Consider the following 23,263-nt stretch of genomic DNA (forward strand, 5'->3'; position numbering starts at 1 on the left):
TTTATAGTTCTTACTTTAAAAGTAACAAAAGATCAGCTAATGTTCAAGATTTAGACATAAGTAAACACGGAGAGCAAGTATGTTGCTTAGGCGACATTACTTAAAATTCTGATTATTGAATAGGTTAACTAATGGGGTGTACTCTAGTAATAGAGATAGGTTATCCCATCTCCTAAGACTATAATATATAGCCAATTCATAACAAAGGATGCGAACATACAATGAGTGAATCAAATGTAAAAACTGCTGTAATTACTGGAGCTGCAGGTGGAATCGGTAAAGAGCTTGCCCGTCGATTGTCTGATCGTAAGCTGAATCTTGTACTTGTCGATCTGAATGAAGAAGCGATAAAAAATGTCATCCAAGATTTAGGCTTAAATGACTCTAACGCTTTAGCTGTAGCTGCGGATGTCTCTAATGAAGAAGACGTTCAGAATTATGTTAATAAAGCGGTAGAAAAATTTGGAACCATAGATTATTTTGCAAACAATGCCGGAATTGAAGGTCCAGCAGGTCAAATCGAAGAGCTTAACGTTAAAGCACTTGATCTTGTATATAACGTCAATGTACGTGGTGTATTTCTTGGACTACATTATGTAATTCCTGTGATGAAAAAACAAAACTCAGGCGCTATTCTGAACACTTCTTCTCTGGCAGGACTCATGGGTGCACCAGGCATGGCCCCTTACATTATGTCTAAGCATGCTGTAATTGGTCTGACTCGCGTAGCTGCAAATGAGCTTGCACCACTTGGCATTCGTGTTAATGCGGTACTCCCAGGAACGATCAATACACAAATGATGCGTAAAATTGAGAATAATTTCGGAAGCGCAGAAGAATACAAGGCAGCTAACGAAGCTGCAACACCTATGGGACGCTACGGAGAACCGCAAGAGGTTGCCGCTGTGATGAACTTCCTTCTGTCGGATGAGGCTTCATTCGTAACGGGTTCTCTATATACAGTCGACGGTGGTATGATAGGTCAATAATGCAAGCTGATTTCGATCATTAAGGATACTTCAAATAAAGGATTGGGCCTGTGCGTCAAGCATTGGGTCCAATTCTTTTTTATTTAGGATACCCGGATCGGATTTTATAATAAGCAATCTGCTGAATTATCTTATAGAATATACAAAGGGGATTTAATCTTTTTAAGTATTGATCAGTTATTTAGATAAATTGTTGGCGAGGAGTGTTCATATGCTTGAATTATCTCAAAAGGATTTTAATGAAGTGAAACCGTTACTTACAGGTGCTCCTATTCATCCTGAAATTCTCTCCATTATCGAGGGGAATAATCCGGGCTGGATCTTTGTAGATCAACTTGTAACACCAAAAAGCGCGTTGGTATGGAGTAAGGGGATGCAAGGCTTTTATATTATAGGCGATCACACCAATGAGTTATTTATTAAAAGCTTAGATAGTTATGTATCCAGTCATATTGCACCGAGGATGAAAGAGCTTGGGCTGGAGTATTTTGAAGTCTCAGGTCAACACAATGGATGGAATCTGGCATTGATGTTTCCTTCTAGGAAGCTGTATCCTTTTGAACAAATGGTGTTCAAGTTATTCCACAAGCCCGTTGAATCCCTTAATAATACGATTAGAATTATAAATCTTAAAATGCTGGACTGGGAGGACTTAGATCTAAAGAATATAGAATTTGTACATGACAATATTGATTTATTCTGGTCATCGAAAGAAGACTTTAGGGCAAAAGGCTATGGATATGCTGCTGTTGAGGGAACTGAGATTATGGGTGTGTGTTATTCTAGTTTCGTTACGGAGGATACTCATGCTATCGGAATTGAAACTCTCTCCAAGTATCAGAATAGAGGAGTGGGGACTCATTTAGCGGCCTTAGTAGCGGAGGATATACTTACAAATGGTTTTACACCTTACTGGGACTGTTCATCAGATAATGAAGCTTCCCGAAAATTAGCTCTCCGTTTAGGATTTCAGCAAATTCATCAATATAAGTGTAGTGCTTTTTCAATATGACGGTTTCGCAAATTAAAAGGTTAGGATGAACATTATGAGAATATTGCTCGTAGAGGACGATAGAACGATTGCTTCAGGACTTGAATATTCCTTGCAGCAGGATCATTTTGAAACTATTTTATGTTATGATGCAACCTCTGCTAGGAGGGTGTTAGCGGAGCGGTTATCTGAAGTAACACTTTGCATTTTTGATCTCTCTCTACCGGATGGCAGCGGATATGATCTGTGTAAGATCGTGAAGGAGCGGAGCGATATTCCGGTTATCTTTTTAACTGCGATTGATGATGAGGTTAATGTAGTGATGGGACTTGATATGGGAGCAGACGATTACATAACTAAGCCATTTCGGATTCGCGAGCTGTTATCACGCATTAAATCGGTGTTAAGGAGATATAACAAGCAGGCTCAGACTCCATCTAATTTTGAACTAGAGAATATACGGATTAATACGCTTGAAGGAAAAGTTTATAAGAACGGCGATGAAGTTCTGCTAACAGCATTAGAATATCGTCTGCTTCTGATATTTGCTAATCATGTGGGACAAGTCCTTTCCAGAAATCAGCTGTTAGAGCGGATTTGGGATGTCGCAGGAGAATTTGTAAATGATAATACATTGTCAGTGTATATTAAACGCTTAAGGGAAAAGTTAGAGGATAACCCGCAAGAGCCCACATTGATCAAAACAGTACGCGGTTTAGGGTATAAGGTTGGTGATTAGATGTTACGAAACAGAGAATTTAGATGGTTATTACTAACGATGACTACGATCAGCCTTCTAGCGATTATAGTAACAGGATTTATTTCATCAGGGGCGATGTGGATCACGGTGGTAACTTCAGTTCTGCTAATAGGTTGTTGTTTATTATTTACCCGCTGGAGATACCGCGAAATTGAGAAGCTTTCAGGGTATCTACGTCAAATTAGCAGCGGTAATTATTCGCTCGATGTTCGTGATAATCAGGAAGGCGAGCTTAGTATCCTGAAAAATGATATTTATAAGGTGACATTGATGTTATCGGAACAGCGTTTGCTTTTGCAAGAAGATAAAATAAAGCTTACCAATGCGATCTCCGACATCTCCCATCAGCTCAAAACACCACTTACCTCCATGACCGTGATGGCAGATTTATTAAGCGACCCTGAACTGGACGTTGAGAAAAGAATAGAATTTACGCGGAAAATCAGCCTTCAGCTCGATCGGATTGGCTGGCTGGTTTCTTCATTATTAAAGTTCTCAAAGATCGATGCCGGAACCATTCAATTTAAAAAAGATTCAATAAAAGTAAAGAAGCTTGTTCAGAAATCTATGGAGCCCATACTGATTCCAATGGATATTAAGGAGCAACGGATCCTAATCGAAGGTGAAGACGCTACCTCATTCATAGGCGATTACAATTGGACAACTGAGGCGATGATTAATATTCTGAAAAACTGTGTAGAGCATACACCTGCTGGAGGAGAGATTACGATTTCTTTTGCAGAAAACACGCTGTTCACGGAAATTGTCATTACTGATAATGGCAAAGGAATTCCTAAGGCAGAGCTCCCCTATATTTTCAAACGATTCTACAAGGGTACAAATGCAAACGAAGACAGCGTTGGAATTGGACTTGCCTTGGCGCAAAGTATTATCACTGAACAAAACGGAACGATTGATGTGGTGAGTGAAGTAGGAAAGGGTACACAATTTCGGATCAAATTTTACAAGCAAGTGATTTAACACTTAAGGCTTAGTGACTAGAATGTCACTTAAGAGTCACTGGAGAGTCATTGTAGACAGATATACTGATCTCATCAACAAACGGAGGTCTAACAATGGATATTTTAAAGATTGAACATCTGTCTAAAACATATGGTAAAGGCGAGACCGCAGTAAAGGCTCTGGATGACGTATCTTTTTCAATTAAAAAAGGTGAATTCGTAGCGATTATTGGACCATCCGGCTCAGGAAAATCAACTATTCTGCATTTATTAGGTGGGGTGGATAGACCGACAAGCGGTAAAGTATTTGTAGATAACACGGATATTTATGATTTGAATGAAACACAGCTGGCGATCTTTAGACGCAGACAAATTGGTCTGATTTATCAGTTCTATAATCTTATACCCGTGCTGACGGTTGAAGAGAATATCACACTTCCGTTGCTGCTCGATCAGCATAAAGTGGATAAGAAGCAATTTGCAGATACCGTGAAGGTGTTAAATTTGGAAAATCGTTTAAACCATCTGCCAAATCAGCTATCAGGCGGACAGCAGCAGCGGGTATCCATAGGCAGAGCATTAATTAGTAACCCTGCAATTATGCTGGCAGATGAGCCAACTGGTAATCTAGACAGTAAGAATAGCAGTGAAATTATTGAATTATTAAAAATGTTTAATAAGACATATAATCAAACACTTATTGTGATTACTCACGATGAACGTATTGCCTTGCAAGCAGATCGGGTCATTACTATTGAAGATGGAAGGATCGCTAAAGATGAGGTGATTCGTCCGTGAATATCGTAAACAAATTAACTATAAGACATTTGAAACAGAATAAGCGAAGAACATTGGTTACTATCATTGGAGTCATCATTTCAGTAGCTATGGTAACGGCTGTGGCGACGTTAGGTTTTTCTTTTATGGAATTAATGAAGAAGCAAAGTATCTCTACTAATGGAGAATGGCATGTCCAATATAGAAATGTTACTAAAGCTCAGCTCAAAGCGATAGAAACAGATGATGCGACAAAAGCCCTAGTGATCTCCAACGTTCGTGGCTACGCCCCTTTAGAGGGTGGGAAGAATGAGAATAAACCCTATTGGTATATCAAGGAATATAATGCAGCTGGTTTTAAACAATTTCCGATTGAACTGCTGGAAGGTAGACTCCCGAAGACAAACCACGAAGTAGTCATTTCTGAGGAGATTGCAAAGAATGCAAAAGTCTCTTACAAGATTGGTGAAACTTTAACGCTTGATGTGGGTGAACGTGTCACTAGCGATGATGAAAATAGTGGCCAACCCCTATCTCAGAATGAACGATTACGGACTGAAGAGGATACCCTGCTTGAAAAGATTATTCATAAAAAATCAATGAACTATACGATTGTGGGAGTGATAAAACGTCCTACTTGGGAACCAACATGGTCTCCGGGTTATACTGCCTTAAGTTATGTGGCTGAAAGCATGATTGGAGCAGCTGAAAAAACCACAGCGACGGTTGTATTAAAAAAGGTGGACAGCTCCATATACAAGCATGCAGAGGAATTGGCAAAAGAAAATAAGATCGAGTCGATCTCTTATAATAATAGTCTGCTCCGCTATTATGGTGTGACGAATAACGATGGCTTACGTAACACACTTCTTTCATTGTCAGTAATTATTATGGTTGTGATTATCATTGGTTCCGTTTCTTTAATCTATAATGCTTTTGCGATCTCTGTCTCGGAGCGTGCACGTCATTTAGGGATGCTCTCCAGTGTAGGGGCTACAAAGTGGCAGAAGCAGAATTCAGTATTTTTTGAAGGAATGATAATCGGTTTAATTAGTATTCCCATTGGGATCATTTGCGGAATAGCAGGCATCGGGATCACTTTTATGTTTATCAATTCGATGATTCAAGATGTATTAGGGATAACAGAAAGATTAACGTTGGTTGTTACACCTCTGTCTCTACTAACCGCTTGTTTAGTTTCAATACTGACAATTCTTATATCCACCTATCTTCCAGCCCGAAAGGCTTCAAAGATCTCGGCAATTGATGCGATCAGACAAACAACCGATGTTAAGCTCTCAGGTAAAGCGGTGAAAACATCCAAGTTCGTGCGCAAATTGTTTGGTATTGAAGCAGAAATTGGTTTAAAGAATTTAAAGAGAAATAAACGCAGGTACCAAGCAACCGTGTTCTCACTTGTCATTAGTATTGTTTTGTTTTTATCTGTATCAGCGTTCACTTCTAATATGAGAAGGTCGGTAGAACTCTCACAGGATGGTTTGAACTATGATATTCAAGTATATATGGGGACTGAGGACGCTCAAAAAGTGGACCGGTTGACGAACTCGATATCCAAATTACCTAATATTACGGAATATAATGTGACTAGAGAACTTAGTGTGAGTTCATGGATTGATGAGAAAAATATGGCAAAAGAATTGCAAGAGATTGTGCAGGCGGATAAGAGTGTTCTAAAGAACGGGAAATATCCTTACTATATTCAGATCTATGCACTAAATGAACAGAGTTTGAAAACCTATGCAGAAACGGTCGGTACAAATTATGAACAACTAACGAAGCTTGATCAGATGACTGCTATTGTGAATGATACGGTTACCTTTGAGGATGAGAAAGCCAAAAAAATTGTTGAGACCAAAGCGTTTCACTCTGAAGTCGGCCAAAAGCTTGAGCTTATTTATACGGATTGGGATACCAAAAAAGAGACGGATTTATCGCCTGTAAAAATTGTCGCTCTAACTGATAAACGTCCAATGGGAGTACATTCAGCAATGGTTGGTGGAATTAACATCATCGTTTCTGAACAAGTCTTCGATAAACTAACAAATGATGCGATGAGTAAAGATATTCAAAGCCGGCTTAACTTGAACAGCACAAACCCATTAGCGACACAACAAGCCATAGAGGAAATGAAAGAGCGGAATATCTATGTTCAAAATGTGTATCAAAATAGACAAAATAGTGAGCAGATGATCATGTTAATGTCTATTTTCACCTATGGTTTTATTGCTTTGATTACTTTAATATCAATTGCGAATATTTTTAATACGATATCAACCAGCATATCCCTTCGTAAAAGAGAGTTCGCAATGCTGAAGTCTGTGGGGATGACACCAAATGGTTTTAATAAAATGATTAATTACGAAAGTGTTTTTTATGGAATAAAGTCACTACTATATGGGCTTCCGATTAGTATCGTTATTATGTACTTGATCTATAGATCAATGATGAGCAGCTTCTCTTATGGATTCACACTTCCGTGGATGAGTATCTTGTGTGTCATTTTGGCAGTGTTTATCATCGTTAGCGCAGCCATGTTATATTCAAGCTCAAAAGTGAAAAAAGAGAACATTATCGATGCATTGAAACAGGAAAATATATAACTATTAGCCCATCATTGCCGCGTTTAACGCGGCTTTTTTGTGTCATATCTGACACGTTGGTATGTAAATTCTTATAAATTCCTATGATATAATGTACACAATTGAATTGATACAGATTATAACCACGAGGTAGGTGTCAACGAATTGAGAACAGTTGTCGTGATTGGCGGGGGAATTACTGGATTGTCCACCGCTTACTATTTACAAAAATCTATAGAGCATAATAAGCTAGATGTAAAAATCATTTTGGTTGAAGCCAGCGATAGACTGGGCGGCAAAATCAGAACACTAAAACAAGAAGACTTCATTATGGAGTCTGGGGCAGATTCTATTGTCACCCGCAAAACGAATGTTGCACCTCTGATTGAAGAGTTGGGTATAGAAAATGAGGTTGTATATAACGCGACAGGAATATCCTTTATTTATACCGAAGGAAAACTGAAGCAAATTCCTAAAGATGCAGTCTTTGGCATTCCGCTCAGTATGGAGTCGCTTGCTACAACAGAACTGATCTCAGCTGAAGGAAAGGTTGAAGCACTCAAAGATTTCTACACTCCCAATAATAAGTTTACGAAAAACGATTCCGTGGGTGATTTTCTAGAAGCTTTCTTTGGAAAAGAACTTGTCGAGAAGCAAATTTCACCTGTTCTTTCAGGTGTATATTCCGGGAAGCTAAGCGAACTTACAATTGCCTCGACGCTGCCTTATTTGATTGATTATAAGAATGAATACGGCAGTATTATTCAGGGCTTATCCGCTAATAAAGCCAAATTTCAAGGAAATGGCGATAAGAAGTTCATGTCATTCAAGGGAGGTGTATCTGTCTTGATCGACTCTATGGAAGAACATCTTTCTAATTCGGAGATCATCAAAGGGATTCGTGCCGAGAGAATTGAGAAGCGTGGAGAGCAGTGCCGGGTAACTTTGGCCGATGGACGAATCATAGACTCCGATGTTGTCGTACTTGGAACGATGCATTCTACTGCACAAGCGCTACTTCAAGACGAAGAACTAAATGAAGATTTCAATCAGTTATATAATAGTTCTATGATTAGTGTATATTTAGGATTTGATATCCCCGACAGTCAGCTGCCTGCGAATGGCACAGGGTTCATCACTGCCAACAGCGATGATGTTCTATGTAATGCGTGTACGTGGACAAGTCGCAAGTGGGAGCATACGTCAGGACAACAGCGTCTGCTTGTCAGACTCTTTTATAAAAGCTCAAACCCTCATTATGATTCGTTGATCAAGCTATCTGAAGAGGAACTATTGAAGGTGGCTTTGAAAGATATACAGACCAGTCTCGGGATAACAGGACAGCCAGCTACCTACGATGTGACCAAATGGCATGATGTAATGCCAAATTACCATAAACTTCATCATCAAATTGTAGTATCCTTAGAGAAGAAGATGACAGACAGGTATCCTAATGTTATCCTTGCTGGATGCTCCTATTATGGTGTAGGCATTCCAGATTGTATTGCGAATGGAGAAAAAACAGCAGAGCGTATTTTGGAACAAGTAATTACACATTAAAAAGGAGGGTGTACAATCGTGAGAAGATTAGCGATCAGCTCTATGCAAAGTCTAGACTTATAAACAACGGCGGTTGTTTGTATAGAGCGAAAAATTGATTTTACCGCTAGTGCAGTGTGCATGGGTTGTTTAAAGAATAGACTTTGCTACCTTCAAACTCATAAAAAGTTTAAGGAGCAGAGCGATTATGAAATATGTAAATGCAGATACGATTTTCCCAAAAGAATTATTAGAGGAAATTCAGAAATATATCAACGGGGGTATGATTTATATCCCTAAGCCTGAAGAATCGCATGTAAAATGGGGCGAAAAGTCAGGGAGCAGAAAATACTTAAGATCTAGAAACATCGAAATCTGTCTAAGGTTTGCTGTGGGTGCAACGGTTGACCAGCTTTCAGATGAATATTGCCTATCTAGGGATAGTATTAAGAAAATTGTTTATTCAAAAAAATAGCTTATCATCCAAAAAAACCACGTTAGAGGAAACTCTGACGTGGTTTTTGGAATTTAATAATAATTTAATCTTAAATACCATACTTTTTCCGATATTTATTGATCCCATCTACGAACTGTCCTTCATACTTCACGCCTTCATCCATCTTTTTATTTGCGGCATTAATAGCTGTACTAGAAACCTTTGTTTTGTATAGTGCTTCTTTCATCATTGTCATTGCTTCTAATTGCAACTTAATCGCTTTTAAATAGATTTCATGTAACGCTATACGATTTGTTTATTCATATTCAAAGAGGCTTCAAATGCATCAATTATATACAGGAATCGTTCTGCTTCTCGGAATACATGAGATCTCGAAACAAAAGGATCCGGCATATCTGAGCGCACCTCCCATTTTTATACAATTATAATATGCGTGAGGTTTGTACGATATCCGCAAAAGTTAAGACGAGTATATAGAAGTACAGTAGGTACGCTTAACTTAATTATCAAATATAAATGGTGACACTATATAAAAATTAATTCTAATCGAATATGGCATATAACTAGAGCGAGGTCGTAATTATACTGAGAAAAGAAGTAATTATTTTAAGTGATCTCGATAAATATATTCAGGAATTCGACAGAAGGTAGGGAGGGAACGACATGAATATCACAATCACCTTAACTGACAGTGCCTCGAAGTTTATTATTAACAACCTTTACCCACTATACTTACACGATCTATCAGAAATATGGGGGACGATTCCTAATCGATATGGGGTATTCGAGGAGGACGAGACACAGTCACTGCAGGAACAGAATAAAGTCTTCGATATTTGGTGGGAGAAAGCTGGCATTTTGTATCCTTATTTAATAAAAGAAAATGATATTCCAGTAGGGTTTGCATTAGTTGCTACACCACCATACACACCGTCTGCTTGTGAATTCTATTTGAATGAATTTTTTATTCTACGGCCCTTCCGTGGTAAGGGGATCGCTGAATATGCAGCTAAGGAAGTCTTAAAGCTTCATTTGGGTAACTGGGAGCTGCAAACGAATCCCACGGATACAAATAGGAGAGCGCAGCGTTTTTGGAGGAAAGTTTTAAAAGAATACACTGGTGATAGTTATTTAGAGGAATGCGGAAAGTCATATGATGATGAATTAAAGATGATTTTTACATTCAATAACCAATCAAAATTATCGAATCCATAAAAGGGGATTTCGAAGTTATGTTTAAGAATTCATTCCTAAAAGCAAAAGCTTATAAGTACAATTCATTGCAATATTTGGATGTTGAAGAGCTGGAGCAACAGGCGTCTGAGGATATTCTTATTGATGAACCTGGTGTGTTTATATTATGTAAATCGGTTGATGAGGGTCATAATATTTATTGGGCTGCAGAGTCTATAGAATTATTTAGGACTGTACTAATAGATCTGACCAGCAAGTTTATACAATTACCTGTGGATGGAACTCATAGAATATATATCGAATTTATACATCCAGATCTCATGCCATTTATGGAGTCTTTGGGGTTCAAAGTAGTTAGTCAATTTATTGATTTCTGGAATGAGGATATCTCAAAGAAGATCACCGATCAAGCAGAATCACCATTCATTAGAAACATTGAGCCTAAAGACTATTTACAGGTTAGTATCATCACCAAAGCATGTATAAATCTTTCAAGAGGTTTCTATGGTGAAGAGTGGGATTTCATAAAAACATGGAATGAATCGGATCATTCTTGTATTCTTGTAGCAGAATTGAATAAAAGCATTGTTGGAGTATGTTTATTGAACATCTACGGATTTGAAAGTGAAAAGGGACCTGTGTTATGGCTTAGAGAATTAGCTGTAGATCCGCAATATCATAACCAAGGTATCGGATATAAGTTAGCTGTTGAAGGTATGCGCTGGGGGAATAATAACGGCGCCAAGCGGAGTTTTCTAGCAGCTGATAAAGAAAATCGAAATGCGATCAGAATCTATAATAAATTGGGGTATATCCATAAGGACGAAGTAGGGCAGATTAATATGGCTTTAGTGCTTGGAATGGATTCTAACACAACCGAATAGGTTTAATAATAAAAGCCGATCTAACTGTCGTAGTTAGAGTGGCTTTTATTGATCTTAACTATTTGAAGCGTTTAACTCGCAAATATATGTTTACCAATTTTTAAGTTTTGCGGACGTGACCAAATCCATGCACTAGTTGCTGTATCGGGATTGAAATAATAGATTGAATTGTTTGTCGGGTCCCAACCTCGAACAGCATCAAGAGCAGCTAAATAAGCTGTCTGATTGGGTGTAAGCCAATACTGGCCGTCAGATACGGCTGTGAAAGCTCCTTTTTGGAATACAACTTCTTTAATATTGTCAGGAAATTGACTAGATTGTATACGATTCATGACTACTGCACCCACTGCAACTTGTCCAACATAAGGCTCACCGCGAGACTCACTGTAGATAACTTTAGCCAAAATATCCATTTCATTAATATTAAGCGTGTGTTTTTTTAAAACATTCCAAGTTTTTGTCCCCGAAATTCCATCAGCGCTTATTCCATAGGCCTTTTGAAATTTAGCAACCGCTGCTTTCGTTTGTGATCCGTATACCCCATCTAAGGGCTCAGTATAGAAATCAAGGGTTTTTAATCTATATTGTAGATCCCATACATCTCCTGAAGAACTTCCTATGGTTAATACCGGAGCTGCATTAGCAGAACCGATCATAGTAGCCATGCTCACCAGACCCAAAAGAAGCAACAAATTGAATATTTTAGTCTTCATTTATAGTAGCCTCCTTTCAGAAAACATTATAAATATAGTTTAAGCATTGAGACAACACTCATTTAATGGAAAATAAATTACTGTCTTACAAACTGTGAATCCTTAGTTCCGTTTGTGATTTTCTGAAATGGGTAAAATAATATTTATAGGCAGATAAAATTTCGGAGGTCTTTTATATGAAAAAGCAATTATTTCTACTAGTCGTCGCAGCTGCTTTCAGCTTAAGTGCTTGTAGTAATGACAATAGCTATGGCAATCAAATGTCTTCTAACGATACACAAATGGAACATAACTCACATTCAAGTTCAGGTGAAGTTCCAAAAGATCTGAGGGTAGCGGAGAATCCTACTTACATAGTAGGAAGTGAAGCTGTGATCCAAACTGACCATATGGAAGGGATGAAGGGAGCCATTGCGACAATTGTGGGAGCTTATGAGACGACAGCATATAATGTTTCCTATAGACCTACTACAGGAGGTCAACCGGTCACAAATCATAAGTGGATTATTCATGAAGAAATAAAAGAAGCAGATGATATATCCTATCAACCAGGCTCAGAGGTTATTATGGAATCTGATCATATGAAGGATATGAAGGGTGCAACGGCTCAGATTAACTCAGCAGAAAAAACAACTGTCTATATGATTAATTACAAACCTACTACGGGTGGAGATGAAGTGAAAAATCATAAGTGGGTAACAGAAGATGAGCTTTCACCTGTAAAATAATAGATCAACACAAAAACTGCAACTTACTCAGTTACGCATGAGCAGGTTGCAGTTTTTGTTGTTTTATAGTCAGCTTCAAAGTAATTTGCGGTTAGGCTTTATCCACTGCAAGTTTTGAAGATTTTATGTTTGACGGGTCCTGTTCAGCTTCCTCAGGAACTGGCATTTGGTTAGAAGTACGAAGTGGAAGCTCCTTCAGGAAGAAGACAAGCACGAAAGCTACAACAAGCACAATGGTCCCGGTTAAGAATACGGATGACAATGTCTGTCCTAAAGCATCACGGATACCCTCAATCATTTGTAAGAAAACAGGCTGTACATCGGCTGGCAGACTAGCTTGAGTCTGTTCAAGCAATGGTTTGTTCATTAATGCCTGTGGATTAGCGAAGGAGAGCATTTGCTCAGCAAGTTTTGGATCAATCTGTGTGAAATCCGGTGCTGAGGACGATTGTAGAGCTTCCTTCAAGTTTTTCGTAAGACTATTTGACATAACGGTACCCATGACTGCGATACCGATCGTACCGCCTAAATTACGGAATAATTGTGAGGAGGCCGTTACTACACCCAGTTCTGTGTGTGAAACCGCATTTTGAGTAGCTAGTGAGAATACTGGCATCCCCAATCCCAACCCAAGACCAAACACAATCATACTTAGGACAGCCATCGGTACATTATTCATAAATACCATAATTGTCATACCAGCAATCATAATCGGGATTCCAATTAATGCGTAACGTTTATACTTCCCTTTCTTGGCCATCTTTTGTCCGGTAAGGGCACTGGCTACAACCATAACGATCGACATTGGCATAGTAACATACCCTGCATAGGTTGCGGAGATCCCCAGAACACCTTGTACGAAGAAGGAAAGATAGATCATAGCCCCCATCATACCGAAGTTCATAATAAAACCAATAATATTAGATATGGTAACTACACTATTCTTAAATAGATGAAGCGGGAGTATTGGATTTTTAGCTTTGGATTCGACAAAAATAAAGAGTAGTGCTGAAACGACCGTTCCCGCCAACAGGCCGAGAATTTGCGAAGAACCCCAATCATATTCTGTACCTGCCCAGGTGAAGGCAAGCAGTAGAGGCACGATGGTAGTTGTCATTAGCAAGGAACCTAAATAGTCAATGCTGGTTGACTCCCCGCGTTTCCCTTTAGGAAATAAGGTAAGAATCATTACGAAGGCTACTACACCAAGCGGTAGGAAGATCCAGAACAGCCAATGCCAATCCATATTATCGATCAAAAAGCCTCCAAGCGTTGGTCCAAGCACACTGGAGAAGCCGAATACGGCCATCATCAAACCCATCCATTTACCACGTTCACGCGGAGGGAATAAGTCACCTACAGCAGTAAATGCGGTGGACTGAATAATACCTGCACCTATCCCTTGAATCCCACGATAAATGATAAACTGATAAACATCGGAAGATGTTCCTGTCAGGAAAGCCCCAACCATAAATAATAGAATACCTGCTAATAGAAAGGGTTTACGTCCGAACATATCAGATAACTTACCGACAAGAACGGTTGCTATTGTTGATGTTAATAAATAAATGTTAATAGTCCAAGTATAGTAATCCATGCCATCAAGAATTGCGATTATACGCGGCATAGCAGTACTTGTAATTGTCTGATTAATCGCTGCGAACAGCATTGCAGCCATAATAGCTATCATAATACTAAGTTTTCGTTTACTGGATAAATGTTCCATTCGATTGTTTCCCCGCCACTTTTTAAATTTTATCTCTTGTCTAAATCAGAAATTATTACTGCGAAAATTCTTCTTAAATGCTCAATATCTTCATCGGGCAGTATCTTAAAGTAAGATTCCATAAGTTCTTGATGGCGTTCCTGCACCTCTTTAATCGTTGCTTCTCCTTTCTGCGTAATGGTGATGTGTACCACCCTTCGATCATCCTTGGCTCGTTCCTTATTTACGTAATCTTCAGCGATTAATTGGTCTGTTACGCCTGTAATTGCTGCTGAGGTAATACCAAGAGCTGCAGCAATCTGTGATACGTTTTGTGGACCGTTCTTAGATAAAGTCCTGAGGGTTTTGAACTGTGTAATATTTAGGGGGTAGTCTTGTTTGTTCCAATCTTGAGAGATTCCTTTTAAAAAGGATTTGAACATAGTAGAAATCTGAAGAAAATCTTCATTATTAGGCAAATCACGCCTCCTAAAGTTATGAAATAGGGCGGAATAAGTAATTCCATTAAATTTTAGATAACAACTAAATGATTAACCACTTAATTATTAAAGCGTGAAACAATATATCATCCTTTTTTATATCTCGTCAAGCAAAGGTTTGTTTTTTTGAATGAAATAGAGTGGGTTGATAATATTGTTGTTGAGGTTCGTTCCTGAGCTAATGAATTATTTGTTATACTGTGTATAGTTATCGTTATTATCATTACTTTAAAAAAGGAGCATTTATTTGAATCTAGCAACTCCTGTAACACCTATTCAACTTATGCAAGTACTTCTTAACGTTTCTGTGATTCGCCCTGTTTTTATCTGGGGGGCGCCTGGTATTGGGAAATCTTCGCTAGTAGAAGCTTTTGCTGATCAGGTGGGTCTTCCTTGCGTGTCTCTATTAGGTTCTCAATTAGCACCTGAAGACATCATTGGAGTCCCGCAAATCGTTAACGGTAAGAGCCAATTCTGTCCTCCAAAAATGATTGCTCGGGATGAACCTTATTGTTTGTTCCTGGACGAGCTTAATGCCTGTTCTCAAGAAGTGCAAAAAGCTTTTTATAGTCTCATCCACGAACGCCGCATCGGCGATTATCACCTACCTGAGGGCTCTATAGTAATAGGAGCTGGTAACCGTGCACAAGATAGTGCAATTGTTAAACCTATGTCCTCCGCGCTTATCAATCGGATGTTCCATATACAGTTAAATGTATCGTTTCAGAATTGGATCTCTTGGGCATATGAGCATAGCATTCATCCCATGGTTATTGAATATCTGGAATTGCGTCCCGATCATTTGTGGAGTGCACCTCCAAAGACTGAAGAGCCTTTCTCTACGCCACGCTCTTGGCATATGCTTAGTGATGCACTACATGAGTTTGGCGATGATATAAATGTGGATACCGTGGGGATTTTAGCGAATGGTTCACTGACACCTTCTCACGCCACACAATTCAGGGCTTTTTATAAAAATCTAACTGGAAAATATGAACTTAATCAAATTATAGATGGTAAATCCTCATTTCCAACGGCTCCAGAAGATCGGGATCTACTGTATTTCCTGGCGCAATCCTTGCGTGCCCAGATTATCAAAGAACTCCCTCCGATTAAAGATAACGTACGAGATGGACATCGCCAATTTGCACACACTGTTAAAAAGCTGATTAAAGACCTGTCCGTCATTAGCTTTGAAATTGCACAGCTAGTAGTTGCTAAGCAGGAGCAAAGTGATAATATTCCAGATTGGTTAATGGTTGAAATTGTACGTGATTTACCACGTCTTGCAATAAAAGAGCGGGGGTAAATATGGCTAAAAAAACAACTCCAGATAATCCCGCTTTGAAAAATTTTAATGAAGCATGTTCGTTACTCGCGGATCATCCTATTTTTGCGCCGTTATCTGTTCGAGCTTCGATTATTCATAATGAAAATAGTCCCTATCCTGAAGACGGCTGGGCAATTGTCACTAATAACGGTTATATTTACACTCATCCTAAACGGCGTGGCGAGGTTGCTGAATGGATGTACGTTTTGGCACATTGTTTTCTTCATTTAGGTCTTGGACATTTAAAGATTAAAGAGAATCAAGTGGCGTGGAACGTTGCATGTGATGTGTACATAGCAAAGTTTTTAAATGACTTGAAGTTTGGGAAAGTACCCGCAGATATGGAGTCGCGAATTGATCTTACAATTAAAGATGAACAACAGCTTTACGAGCAGTTTATGATAAAAGGAATTCCGGACACCTCCAGATATTTTGGGACTGCGGGTGTTTCAAAACTGGATATGAATGTTAGAGAAACCACCAAAAGATACTGGGGAAAACCACCGGATTGGGAAGCCTATTTTGCTTATGGGTTATCTAATGCTGTGACGAATGCAGTAAGTGTTGCTGGAGGCCATGCTAATACTATTAGTGACCCTGCACTTTCATTAACAGCTCCACAACGTGCAAAACGATGGTTTATGGACAGATATCCTTTATTAGGTGCGCTTGCCGCCGGCTTTGAGATTATAGAAGATCCAGCAATATGTCGGCGATTTGATATTTCCATAGCTGCCATTGACGTTATTGATCGCAAAATATTTATGAACCCTGCAGCCGGACTAAACGACGAGGAGTGTATTTTCGTGATGGCGCATGAGCTTCTGCATGCGGGGCTTCAGCATCACGAGCGGTGTCTTGGCCGGGATCATTATCTTTGGAATGTAGCTTGTGACTACGTAATAAATCTATGGCTAGTAGAAATGAGTGTAGGGGAGTATCCGCGAATTGGAATCTTATTAGATCCTGAGCTTAAAGGTTTATCTGCTGAAACGATTTATGATCGTATGGTCGGAGATATCCGCACTTATAAGAAACTGGCAACCTTGAGAGGAAATGGACTTGGTGACATTTTAGATAACGGTTCATCAAGTTTTTGGGATGCGAGAGAAGGACAGACGTTAGATGATTTCTGTAAAAATGCTATGCAACAAGGACTGATGTATCATGAAGAGCAAAGCCGCGGTCTTTTGCCATCAGGCCTAGTTGAAGAGATTAGAGCGCTAGGCCAGCCGCCTATAAAATGGGATGTAGAGCTTGCTCGGTGGTTTGATCATTATTTTTCACCACTTGAGAAGACCAGATCTTATTCACGAATTAGCAGACGTCAATCTTCTACGCCTGATATCCCTCGACCACAGTGGGTTCATAGCGGTGCTGCAGATGATGGCCGTACTTTTGGAGTTATTTTAGATACCTCAGGCTCAATGGATAAAAAGCTTCTGGCCAAAGCATTAGGGGCCATTTCAAGTTATGCGCAGGCCCGTGATGTTCCTTTTGCGCGGATTATCTTTTGTGATGCTTGTCCTTATGATGCAGGTTACATGCCCCCCGAGGCTATCGCGGATCGGGTACAAGTGAAGGGAAGAGGGGGAACGATCTTACAACCAGCTATTGATTTGATTCAACAAGCTGAGGATTTTCCGAAAAAAGGACCGATTCTAATTATTACAGATGGTTATTGTGACAAGCTGACCATTAAAAGAGACCATGCTTATATTTTGCCCAAGGGAAATGACTTGCCTTTCTCACCCAAAGGACCTGTATTCAGAATTAATTAGGGCTTAGAATAAATTTAAAGCGAGGTAACAATGGATATGAATCCCCCAAAACATATTCTTTCAGCAGCTACAGTTGTATTCAATGATCAAGAAGAAATCTTATTAATAAAAGGTCCACGCAGAGGCTGGGAGATGCCAGGCGGACAGGTTGAAGAGGAGGAGTCCCTTATAGAAGCAGCAATCAGGGAAGCCAAAGAAGAATCGGGCATTGATATAGAGATAAATAAGTTCTGCGGAGTTTTTCAAAATGTTGATCGATCTATTTGTACTAACCTATTTCTAGGGAAAGCCATCGGCGGCGAACCTGCTACTAGTTCCGAGAGCTTAGAAGTTGGTTTTTTTTCGATAGAACAAGCATTGGAAATGGTCACATGGAAAAACCTCAGACTGCGGCTGGAGTATTGTCTAAATGATAAGGTGCAGCCTTTTTACGTAGAGTTACGGGGTACAGAAGTTGAAGAAATTATATTTAAATTAGAAAACCAGCAAACTTTTTAGAGTTCCTCCTGCGTCCTAGCTAATGAGTGTCATCGGAAGGCACTTATAAATAGAGATGGAGGATGACGAGATATGAACAAAAGAACAAAAAATCTATTTAAAATGAGTGCAGTTGGATGTGTAGCCATTATGGGAGTGAGTGCAGCTTCTTTACCGGTTCATGCTATGGTTTCCACACAAGTAACAGCTAATGTTTCTGCGGCTTTACCGTCCAAGACACCAGCCCTTGCTGGCATTAAAGTACAAGAAAAAGTACTTAACACAACAAGTAAATACCTGATTGCAGATTTAAAAGTACCACAGCTAACAGGAATGCTGGATACTCATTATCAAGATGAACTGAACGATATTATCCTTTCTCATGCTGAAAAGGATCTGGCACAGTGGGAGAAAGACGCCGCAGAAATGGGCAAAAAAGCACAGGCTGATCAAATGGAATTTCATCCTTATACTCTTTACATTACTTATGATCTGAAATCAGATGGAACAGGTTCTCCAGCAGGCGTTATCTCCTTGACTGTTACTACTGAAGGTTCTGAAGGTGGAACAAGCATGCCGCGGATCGATACTTATAATGTGAAAAATATAGCTGAGGCAGAACCTGTTGCACTAACGGATCTACTGGGAGCTAACTACAAAGAGAAGCTCGATGCAGATATTCTGGCAGCGATTAAAAAGGATTCAGATAAATATTTCTTAGAAGAGTACACAGGAACTTCAACTGAGCAGTCGTTCTATATCGATAAAGGTAACTTAGTCATCGTATTCCCTAAATACAGCATTGCGCCAGGTTATGTAGGTTCACCAGAGTTTCGGTTCAGCTTAAATCATAGTTCAACGGATACAACTAAGCTAGATTTGAAAAAAGTAGCTACTTTCACGAATAAGAAAGGCGTGCTCATGGTATCGCTTCGTGATGTGGCCAGTCAACTAAACTATGAATTGAAATGGAATCAGTCTACCAAAACCGCTGAGTTGATGAAAGGAGCACAGTGGACAAGTGTTACGCTTAACAAAGATTCATACTTTTTCGCAAAAATGACTCCTAAAGCTTTAGGTGCTGCACCTGTTCTGCAAGATAACAAAACCTATGTGCCTGTTCAATTTGTATCAGAAATTCTACAGGTTGAAGTTCAGAAATAACCTTTTAGAAGTTTGTAAAAGTAGTTGGAATTATTAAAAACATCCCGCAGGGTAATTCTTGCGCGGGTGTTTTTTTACTTTTGATAACAGATTAGCCAGTTTAAAGAACTTTTTGAGCTGCTCCTGCGTCCTGCCTATGAACAACAAATAAAGGGTAAGGACTGAAACAGAATGAATGACAACAAGCGTTATATGCCTGGTATTGATGGACTAAGAGCTTTTTCCGTACTCGCTGTCATAGCCTATCATTTGAATTTGAAATGGGCTGGGGGTGGACTGCTGGGAGTGGGAATCTTTTTTGTGATCTCGGGTTATCTCATCACAGACCAAATCATTAACCAATGGGAGCGTCATCGAAGATTGGACCTTCTGGACTTTTGGATACGTAGAGCACGGAGGTTGCTGCCTGCGACGATAGTCATGCTGATCGTTGTCACCATATGGCTCTTAATCATAGATCCTACGAGATTAAATGGGCTGACAGGAGATTTTATGTCATCACTATTTTACGTTAATAACTGGTGGTTAATATTTCATGATGTTTCGTACTTCGAAAGCTTTGGACCTCCTTCACCGATCGGACATTTATGGTCACTTTCTATTGAAGAACAGTTTTATATTCTATGGCCGCTGCTGCTCGTATTAGGACTAAAGATTATACCTCGTCGAGGTAAACTTATTGCCTGGATTCTGGCTTGTGCTGCTGTCTCAGCTTTAGCCATGGCTATGTTCTATGTACCGGGCACAGATCCAAGCAGGGTCTATTATGGAACAGATACTCGTATATTTGCACTTCTAATTGGAGCGGCGCTTGCCGTTGCATGGCCTAGTCAGAAACTTAAAAATACAGTCACAGAAAGATCTCGCTATATGTTTGATATTATTGGTGCTCTGGGACTGCTGGTATTAATGGTGCTAGTTTACCGGATTGACGAGTTTGATGAATCACTATATCGTGGTGGATTTTTGATCATCTCTATCATTACTGCAGTAGTGATTGCCGTGCTTGCTCATCCTGCCAGTTCTCTTGGACGGAAAATGGGCTGGAAACCTTTGCGATGGATAGGTATACGTTCATATAGCTTATACCTTTGGCATTATCCCGTAATTATTCTCACCAGCCCTAATGGGAATCCAGATGAGAGCGGCGTGCTTCGTATTATCCTTCAGTTAGCAGGAAGTTTTCTACTGGCAGCCTTATCATACAAATATGTGGAGGAGCCGCTCCGGCGGGGATCATTAAAAAACATTTGGAACCATTGGAGTGCAAAACAACGCCGCAGCTACCGCCCAGTCTTTCTTATGACCATGATCTTTTTGATTCTTATTCCGATTGCCTGCAATGGATATTTATCCAATGCTGAATCTGACACGCCTACAATCGAAGTTGCAGATAAGCAGAATGTACAGCAAGAGGGAACAGGGCAAGATCCAATAGACTACAACTTATTAGCACCACCCGTAGAAAAAGATACCACTGATGTAGAGAAGCCAAACCCTGACACTGAAGAAAAACAAGTTGAACCAGAAGGAAACATAGCGGTAACCGGGAAAAATCAAACCGGAAAGAATATTACGGCCATTGGTGATTCTGTCATTTTGGATGCAGCACCGTTTTTAGTAGAAAGTCTCCCTGGTATTGTCATCGATGGAAAGGTTGGCAGACAGATGATGCAGGCACAGGAGGTAGTTGATCAGCTTAGAGCACAAGGGCGGTTAGGGAAGCGGATGATCATAGAGCTGGGGACGAATGGAGCTTTTAACTCCAAGCAATTACGTAAACTACTAAACTCGTTAAGCGATGTGGAGCAGATTATTTTGGTCAATACACGTGTGCCGAGAAAGTGGGAGCAGACTGTGAATTCCACCCTTTCAAAAGTTTCCAGTGAATTCAGGAATACGACCATAGTAGACTGGTACTCAGCTAGTGAAGGAAAAGACGACTACTTCTACAAAGATGGTGTTCATTTGAAACGCGAGGGTGCCAAGTATTATGCATCAATTCTAATTAAAGCTTTGGAAAAAGATAATAAATAATTTATTTGAAATTTCCAAACTTTTTTATACTCACCAATCGTCTTACTCCTGTTACAACACCAGATCATAAACAGAGAAGGATAATCGACCATGTTGAATAGGAAAACCGAGAAAATATTGACGCGATGTATCAAAGAAAACAAAGAAAATGTATACCGGCTTGCTTACAGTTATGTGAAAAACAAAGAGGATGCCCTCGACATTGTGCAGGATTCTATTTATAAAGCGATGACACGAATGGATTTGCTAAAGGATCACGATGCTGTGAAAAGCTGGTTTTACAGGATTGTCGTGAATACTTCCTTAGACTTTTTGCGCAGAAACAAGAAAGTTCAGACGATGGAGCCAGAGATAATAGAAACCTATAGTCCGGCTGTTGAGGATAGCTATACAGATATGGATTTGAAAAGAACACTGGAAGAGCTGCCGGCGAAATACCGAAGTGTGATTGTGCTTAGATATTTTGAGGATATGAAGATTAATGAAGTGGCTGAAGTTCTTAACGAGAACACCAATACAATAAAGACAAGGCTGTATCAGGCCCTTCAGTTATTGCGGGTGAAGCTGAATGATGAAGCCTTAAAGGAGATAAAGTAAGATGGACGAAAGAATACAAGAATTACATAAAGAGTATACCGATATTCCCATTCCGGAAGAACTTGATTTGATTGTAAACCGTTCTATAAAGCAGTCACTTAAAGCCAACAGAAAAAAACACACGACAACTAAGTGGGTGGCTAGTGTTGGTGCGGCCGCAGTTATTTTTCTAGTAGCCATAAACACCAGTACAACCGTAGCTAGTGCATTATCTTCCATTCCAGGCGTTGATCGGATAATAAAAGTGCTGACTATTAAAGAATACGTTGTAGAAGAAGAGAACTACGATGCAAATATCAAGGTTCCAGCCGTTACGGATATGGAAAACAAAGAACTGGAGCTTGGATTGAACAGCAAATATTTAAGTGAGAATAAAGCACTATACGAAAAGTTCCAAGCGGAGATCGAAGCGTTGAAGGAACAAGGTGGGGGCCATTTGGGGCTGGATGTAGGTTATGAAGTGAAAACGGATAATGAGCGCATTTTCTCCATTGGCAGATATGTTGAGGAAACCGCTGGTTCATCTTCAATGGAAGTTACTTTTGATACGATAGACAAAGTGAACCAGATCCTTATTACATTGCCAATGCTATTTAAAGATGATCAATACATTGAACGCATCAGCGAAAATATTAAAGAACAGATGATTGCTCAAATGAAAGCAGACTCTGAGAAAGTTTACTGGATCCCTGAGTATGGCGATGATGTGCCAACGGATCAGTTTACCTCCATTACGAAGGATCAAAGCTTTTATATCAATACCGAAGGTAAGCTTGTGATTGTGTTTAATAAATACGATGTCGCACCGGGTTATATGGGCTCAGTTGAATTTGTGATACCCACCGCGGTGCTTGCTGATGATTTAGTCAGTCAGAAGTATATTCAATAAAAGAATTCTGGGAATAACGTCAACTGGGTCCGATAGTCTAACCAAAACTCTTTGTCCAAACATCTAACATCGTTTGATGTCATTATTTTACGGGGGATGCAGCAGCTAACGGACTCAGCTGACCCTAAACGCAGCATTTTCGCATTTTTGCAATCCTAACGGACCGCATCGTCGCTATTGGCACGAAAA

The 23,263-nt window shown here is 39.6% G+C and carries 22 protein-coding genes; 18 read left to right on the top strand and 4 right to left on the bottom strand.

The genetic code is table 11. The annotated features are described in order from the left end of the window. Positions 1-221 precede the first annotated feature (221 nt). The 8 genes from MHH60_RS00920 (at position 222) to MHH60_RS00955 (ending at position 9,093) form a co-directional block, all read left to right on the top strand. Positions 222-989 (top strand): SDR family NAD(P)-dependent oxidoreductase, encoded by a 768-nt coding sequence (locus MHH60_RS00920; protein WP_076134963.1) that lies wholly within the window; start codon positions 222-224, stop codon positions 987-989. 211 nt (positions 990-1,200) lie between these two features. Continuing rightward, positions 1,201-2,001: a GNAT family N-acetyltransferase gene (locus MHH60_RS00925; RefSeq protein ID WP_076134961.1), complete on the top strand. Its 801-nt coding sequence runs from the start codon at positions 1,201-1,203 to the stop codon at positions 1,999-2,001. A 34-nt stretch (positions 2,002-2,035) separates the two neighbouring features. Continuing rightward, the gene (locus tag MHH60_RS00930; RefSeq protein WP_076125811.1) at positions 2,036-2,719 is read left to right on the top strand and encodes a response regulator transcription factor; all 684 of its coding nucleotides are present in this window, start codon (positions 2,036-2,038) and stop codon (positions 2,717-2,719) included. Next, complete coding sequence (locus MHH60_RS00935) at positions 2,720-3,721, top strand: sensor histidine kinase (RefSeq protein WP_076134960.1); 1,002 nt, start codon at positions 2,720-2,722, stop codon at positions 3,719-3,721. A 95-nt stretch (positions 3,722-3,816) separates the two neighbouring features. Then, entirely contained in the window at positions 3,817-4,500 is a 684-nt protein-coding gene (locus MHH60_RS00940; protein WP_076134958.1) for an ABC transporter ATP-binding protein, read from the top strand. Beyond that, positions 4,497-7,100 (top strand): ABC transporter permease, encoded by a 2,604-nt coding sequence (locus MHH60_RS00945; RefSeq protein ID WP_076134957.1) that lies wholly within the window; start codon positions 4,497-4,499, stop codon positions 7,098-7,100. Before MHH60_RS00940 ends, MHH60_RS00945 begins: the two co-directional genes overlap by 4 nt. Positions 7,101-7,244: 144 nt before the next feature. Next, positions 7,245-8,639 (top strand): protoporphyrinogen oxidase, encoded by a 1,395-nt coding sequence (locus tag MHH60_RS00950; RefSeq protein ID WP_076134955.1) that lies wholly within the window; start codon positions 7,245-7,247, stop codon positions 8,637-8,639. 187 nt (positions 8,640-8,826) lie between these two features. Further along, the gene (locus MHH60_RS00955; RefSeq protein WP_076134954.1) at positions 8,827-9,093 is read left to right on the top strand and encodes a CD3324 family protein; all 267 of its coding nucleotides are present in this window, start codon (positions 8,827-8,829) and stop codon (positions 9,091-9,093) included. Positions 9,094-9,163: 70 nt separating this feature from the next. Here MHH60_RS00955 and MHH60_RS00960 read toward each other — a convergent pair whose 3' ends face one another. Continuing rightward, positions 9,164-9,310 (bottom strand): hypothetical protein, encoded by a 147-nt coding sequence (locus MHH60_RS00960; protein WP_172628817.1) that lies wholly within the window; start codon positions 9,308-9,310, stop codon positions 9,164-9,166. Positions 9,311-9,738: 428 nt separating this feature from the next. On the opposite strand from MHH60_RS00960, the gene MHH60_RS00965 reads away from it, so the two are divergent. Both MHH60_RS00965 and MHH60_RS00970 read left to right on the top strand, forming a co-directional pair. Then, complete coding sequence (locus MHH60_RS00965; RefSeq protein ID WP_076134952.1) at positions 9,739-10,290, top strand: GNAT family N-acetyltransferase; 552 nt, start codon at positions 9,739-9,741, stop codon at positions 10,288-10,290. 17 nt (positions 10,291-10,307) lie between these two features. Then, positions 10,308-11,153 carry a GNAT family N-acetyltransferase gene (locus MHH60_RS00970; RefSeq protein ID WP_076134950.1) on the top strand — a complete coding sequence of 282 codons (846 nt, stop codon included), beginning with the start codon at positions 10,308-10,310 and terminating at the stop codon, positions 11,151-11,153. A 71-nt stretch (positions 11,154-11,224) separates the two neighbouring features. Here the strand turns inward: MHH60_RS00970 and sleB are convergent, their stop codons facing one another. After that, a complete protein-coding gene (sleB, locus tag MHH60_RS00975; protein WP_256715111.1) occupies positions 11,225-11,818 on the bottom strand; it encodes a spore cortex-lytic enzyme in 594 nt (197 codons plus the stop codon). Between the two features lie 224 nt (positions 11,819-12,042). Between sleB and MHH60_RS00980 the strand changes: the two genes are divergently transcribed. Then, positions 12,043-12,594 carry a YdhK family protein gene (locus MHH60_RS00980; RefSeq protein ID WP_076134947.1) on the top strand — a complete coding sequence of 184 codons (552 nt, stop codon included), beginning with the start codon at positions 12,043-12,045 and terminating at the stop codon, positions 12,592-12,594. Between the two features lie 91 nt (positions 12,595-12,685). Here the strand turns inward: MHH60_RS00980 and MHH60_RS00985 are convergent, their stop codons facing one another. After that, positions 12,686-14,320 carry an MDR family MFS transporter gene (locus MHH60_RS00985; RefSeq protein ID WP_076134945.1) on the bottom strand — a complete coding sequence of 545 codons (1,635 nt, stop codon included), beginning with the start codon at positions 14,318-14,320 and terminating at the stop codon, positions 12,686-12,688. 29 nt (positions 14,321-14,349) lie between these two features. Further along, positions 14,350-14,778: a MarR family winged helix-turn-helix transcriptional regulator gene (locus tag MHH60_RS00990; RefSeq protein ID WP_111503997.1), complete on the bottom strand. Its 429-nt coding sequence runs from the start codon at positions 14,776-14,778 to the stop codon at positions 14,350-14,352. 268 nt (positions 14,779-15,046) lie between these two features. Between MHH60_RS00990 and MHH60_RS00995 the strand changes: the two genes are divergently transcribed. The 7 genes from MHH60_RS00995 to MHH60_RS01025 all read left to right on the top strand — a co-directional run bounded on the left by MHH60_RS00995 (position 15,047) and on the right by MHH60_RS01025 (position 23,074). Beyond that, positions 15,047-16,108, top strand: a complete 1,062-nt coding sequence (locus MHH60_RS00995) for an AAA family ATPase (RefSeq protein ID WP_036678009.1) — start codon at positions 15,047-15,049, stop codon at positions 16,106-16,108. A 2-nt stretch (positions 16,109-16,110) separates the two neighbouring features. After that, positions 16,111-17,910, top strand: a complete 1,800-nt coding sequence (locus MHH60_RS01000; protein WP_076134943.1) for a vWA domain-containing protein — start codon at positions 16,111-16,113, stop codon at positions 17,908-17,910. A 36-nt stretch (positions 17,911-17,946) separates the two neighbouring features. Continuing rightward, positions 17,947-18,408: an NUDIX hydrolase gene (locus tag MHH60_RS01005; protein ID WP_076135220.1), complete on the top strand. Its 462-nt coding sequence runs from the start codon at positions 17,947-17,949 to the stop codon at positions 18,406-18,408. A 72-nt stretch (positions 18,409-18,480) separates the two neighbouring features. Continuing rightward, on the top strand, positions 18,481-19,551 hold the full coding sequence (locus MHH60_RS01010; RefSeq protein ID WP_076134942.1) for a stalk domain-containing protein: 1,071 nt from the start codon (positions 18,481-18,483) through the stop codon (positions 19,549-19,551). A gap of 171 nt (positions 19,552-19,722) precedes the next feature. Further along, on the top strand, positions 19,723-21,588 hold the full coding sequence (locus MHH60_RS01015) for an acyltransferase family protein (protein ID WP_076134940.1): 1,866 nt from the start codon (positions 19,723-19,725) through the stop codon (positions 21,586-21,588). A 90-nt stretch (positions 21,589-21,678) separates the two neighbouring features. Further along, positions 21,679-22,185: an RNA polymerase sigma factor gene (locus MHH60_RS01020; RefSeq protein WP_076125785.1), complete on the top strand. Its 507-nt coding sequence runs from the start codon at positions 21,679-21,681 to the stop codon at positions 22,183-22,185. A 1-nt stretch (position 22,186) separates the two neighbouring features. Next, complete coding sequence (locus MHH60_RS01025; RefSeq protein WP_076134938.1) at positions 22,187-23,074, top strand: DUF3298 and DUF4163 domain-containing protein; 888 nt, start codon at positions 22,187-22,189, stop codon at positions 23,072-23,074. Positions 23,075-23,263 lie beyond the last annotated feature (189 nt).

The organism is Paenibacillus sp. FSL H7-0716 (assembly GCF_038002705.1).
GTDB lineage: Bacteria > Bacillota > Bacilli > Paenibacillales > Paenibacillaceae > Paenibacillus_AQ > Paenibacillus_AQ odorifer.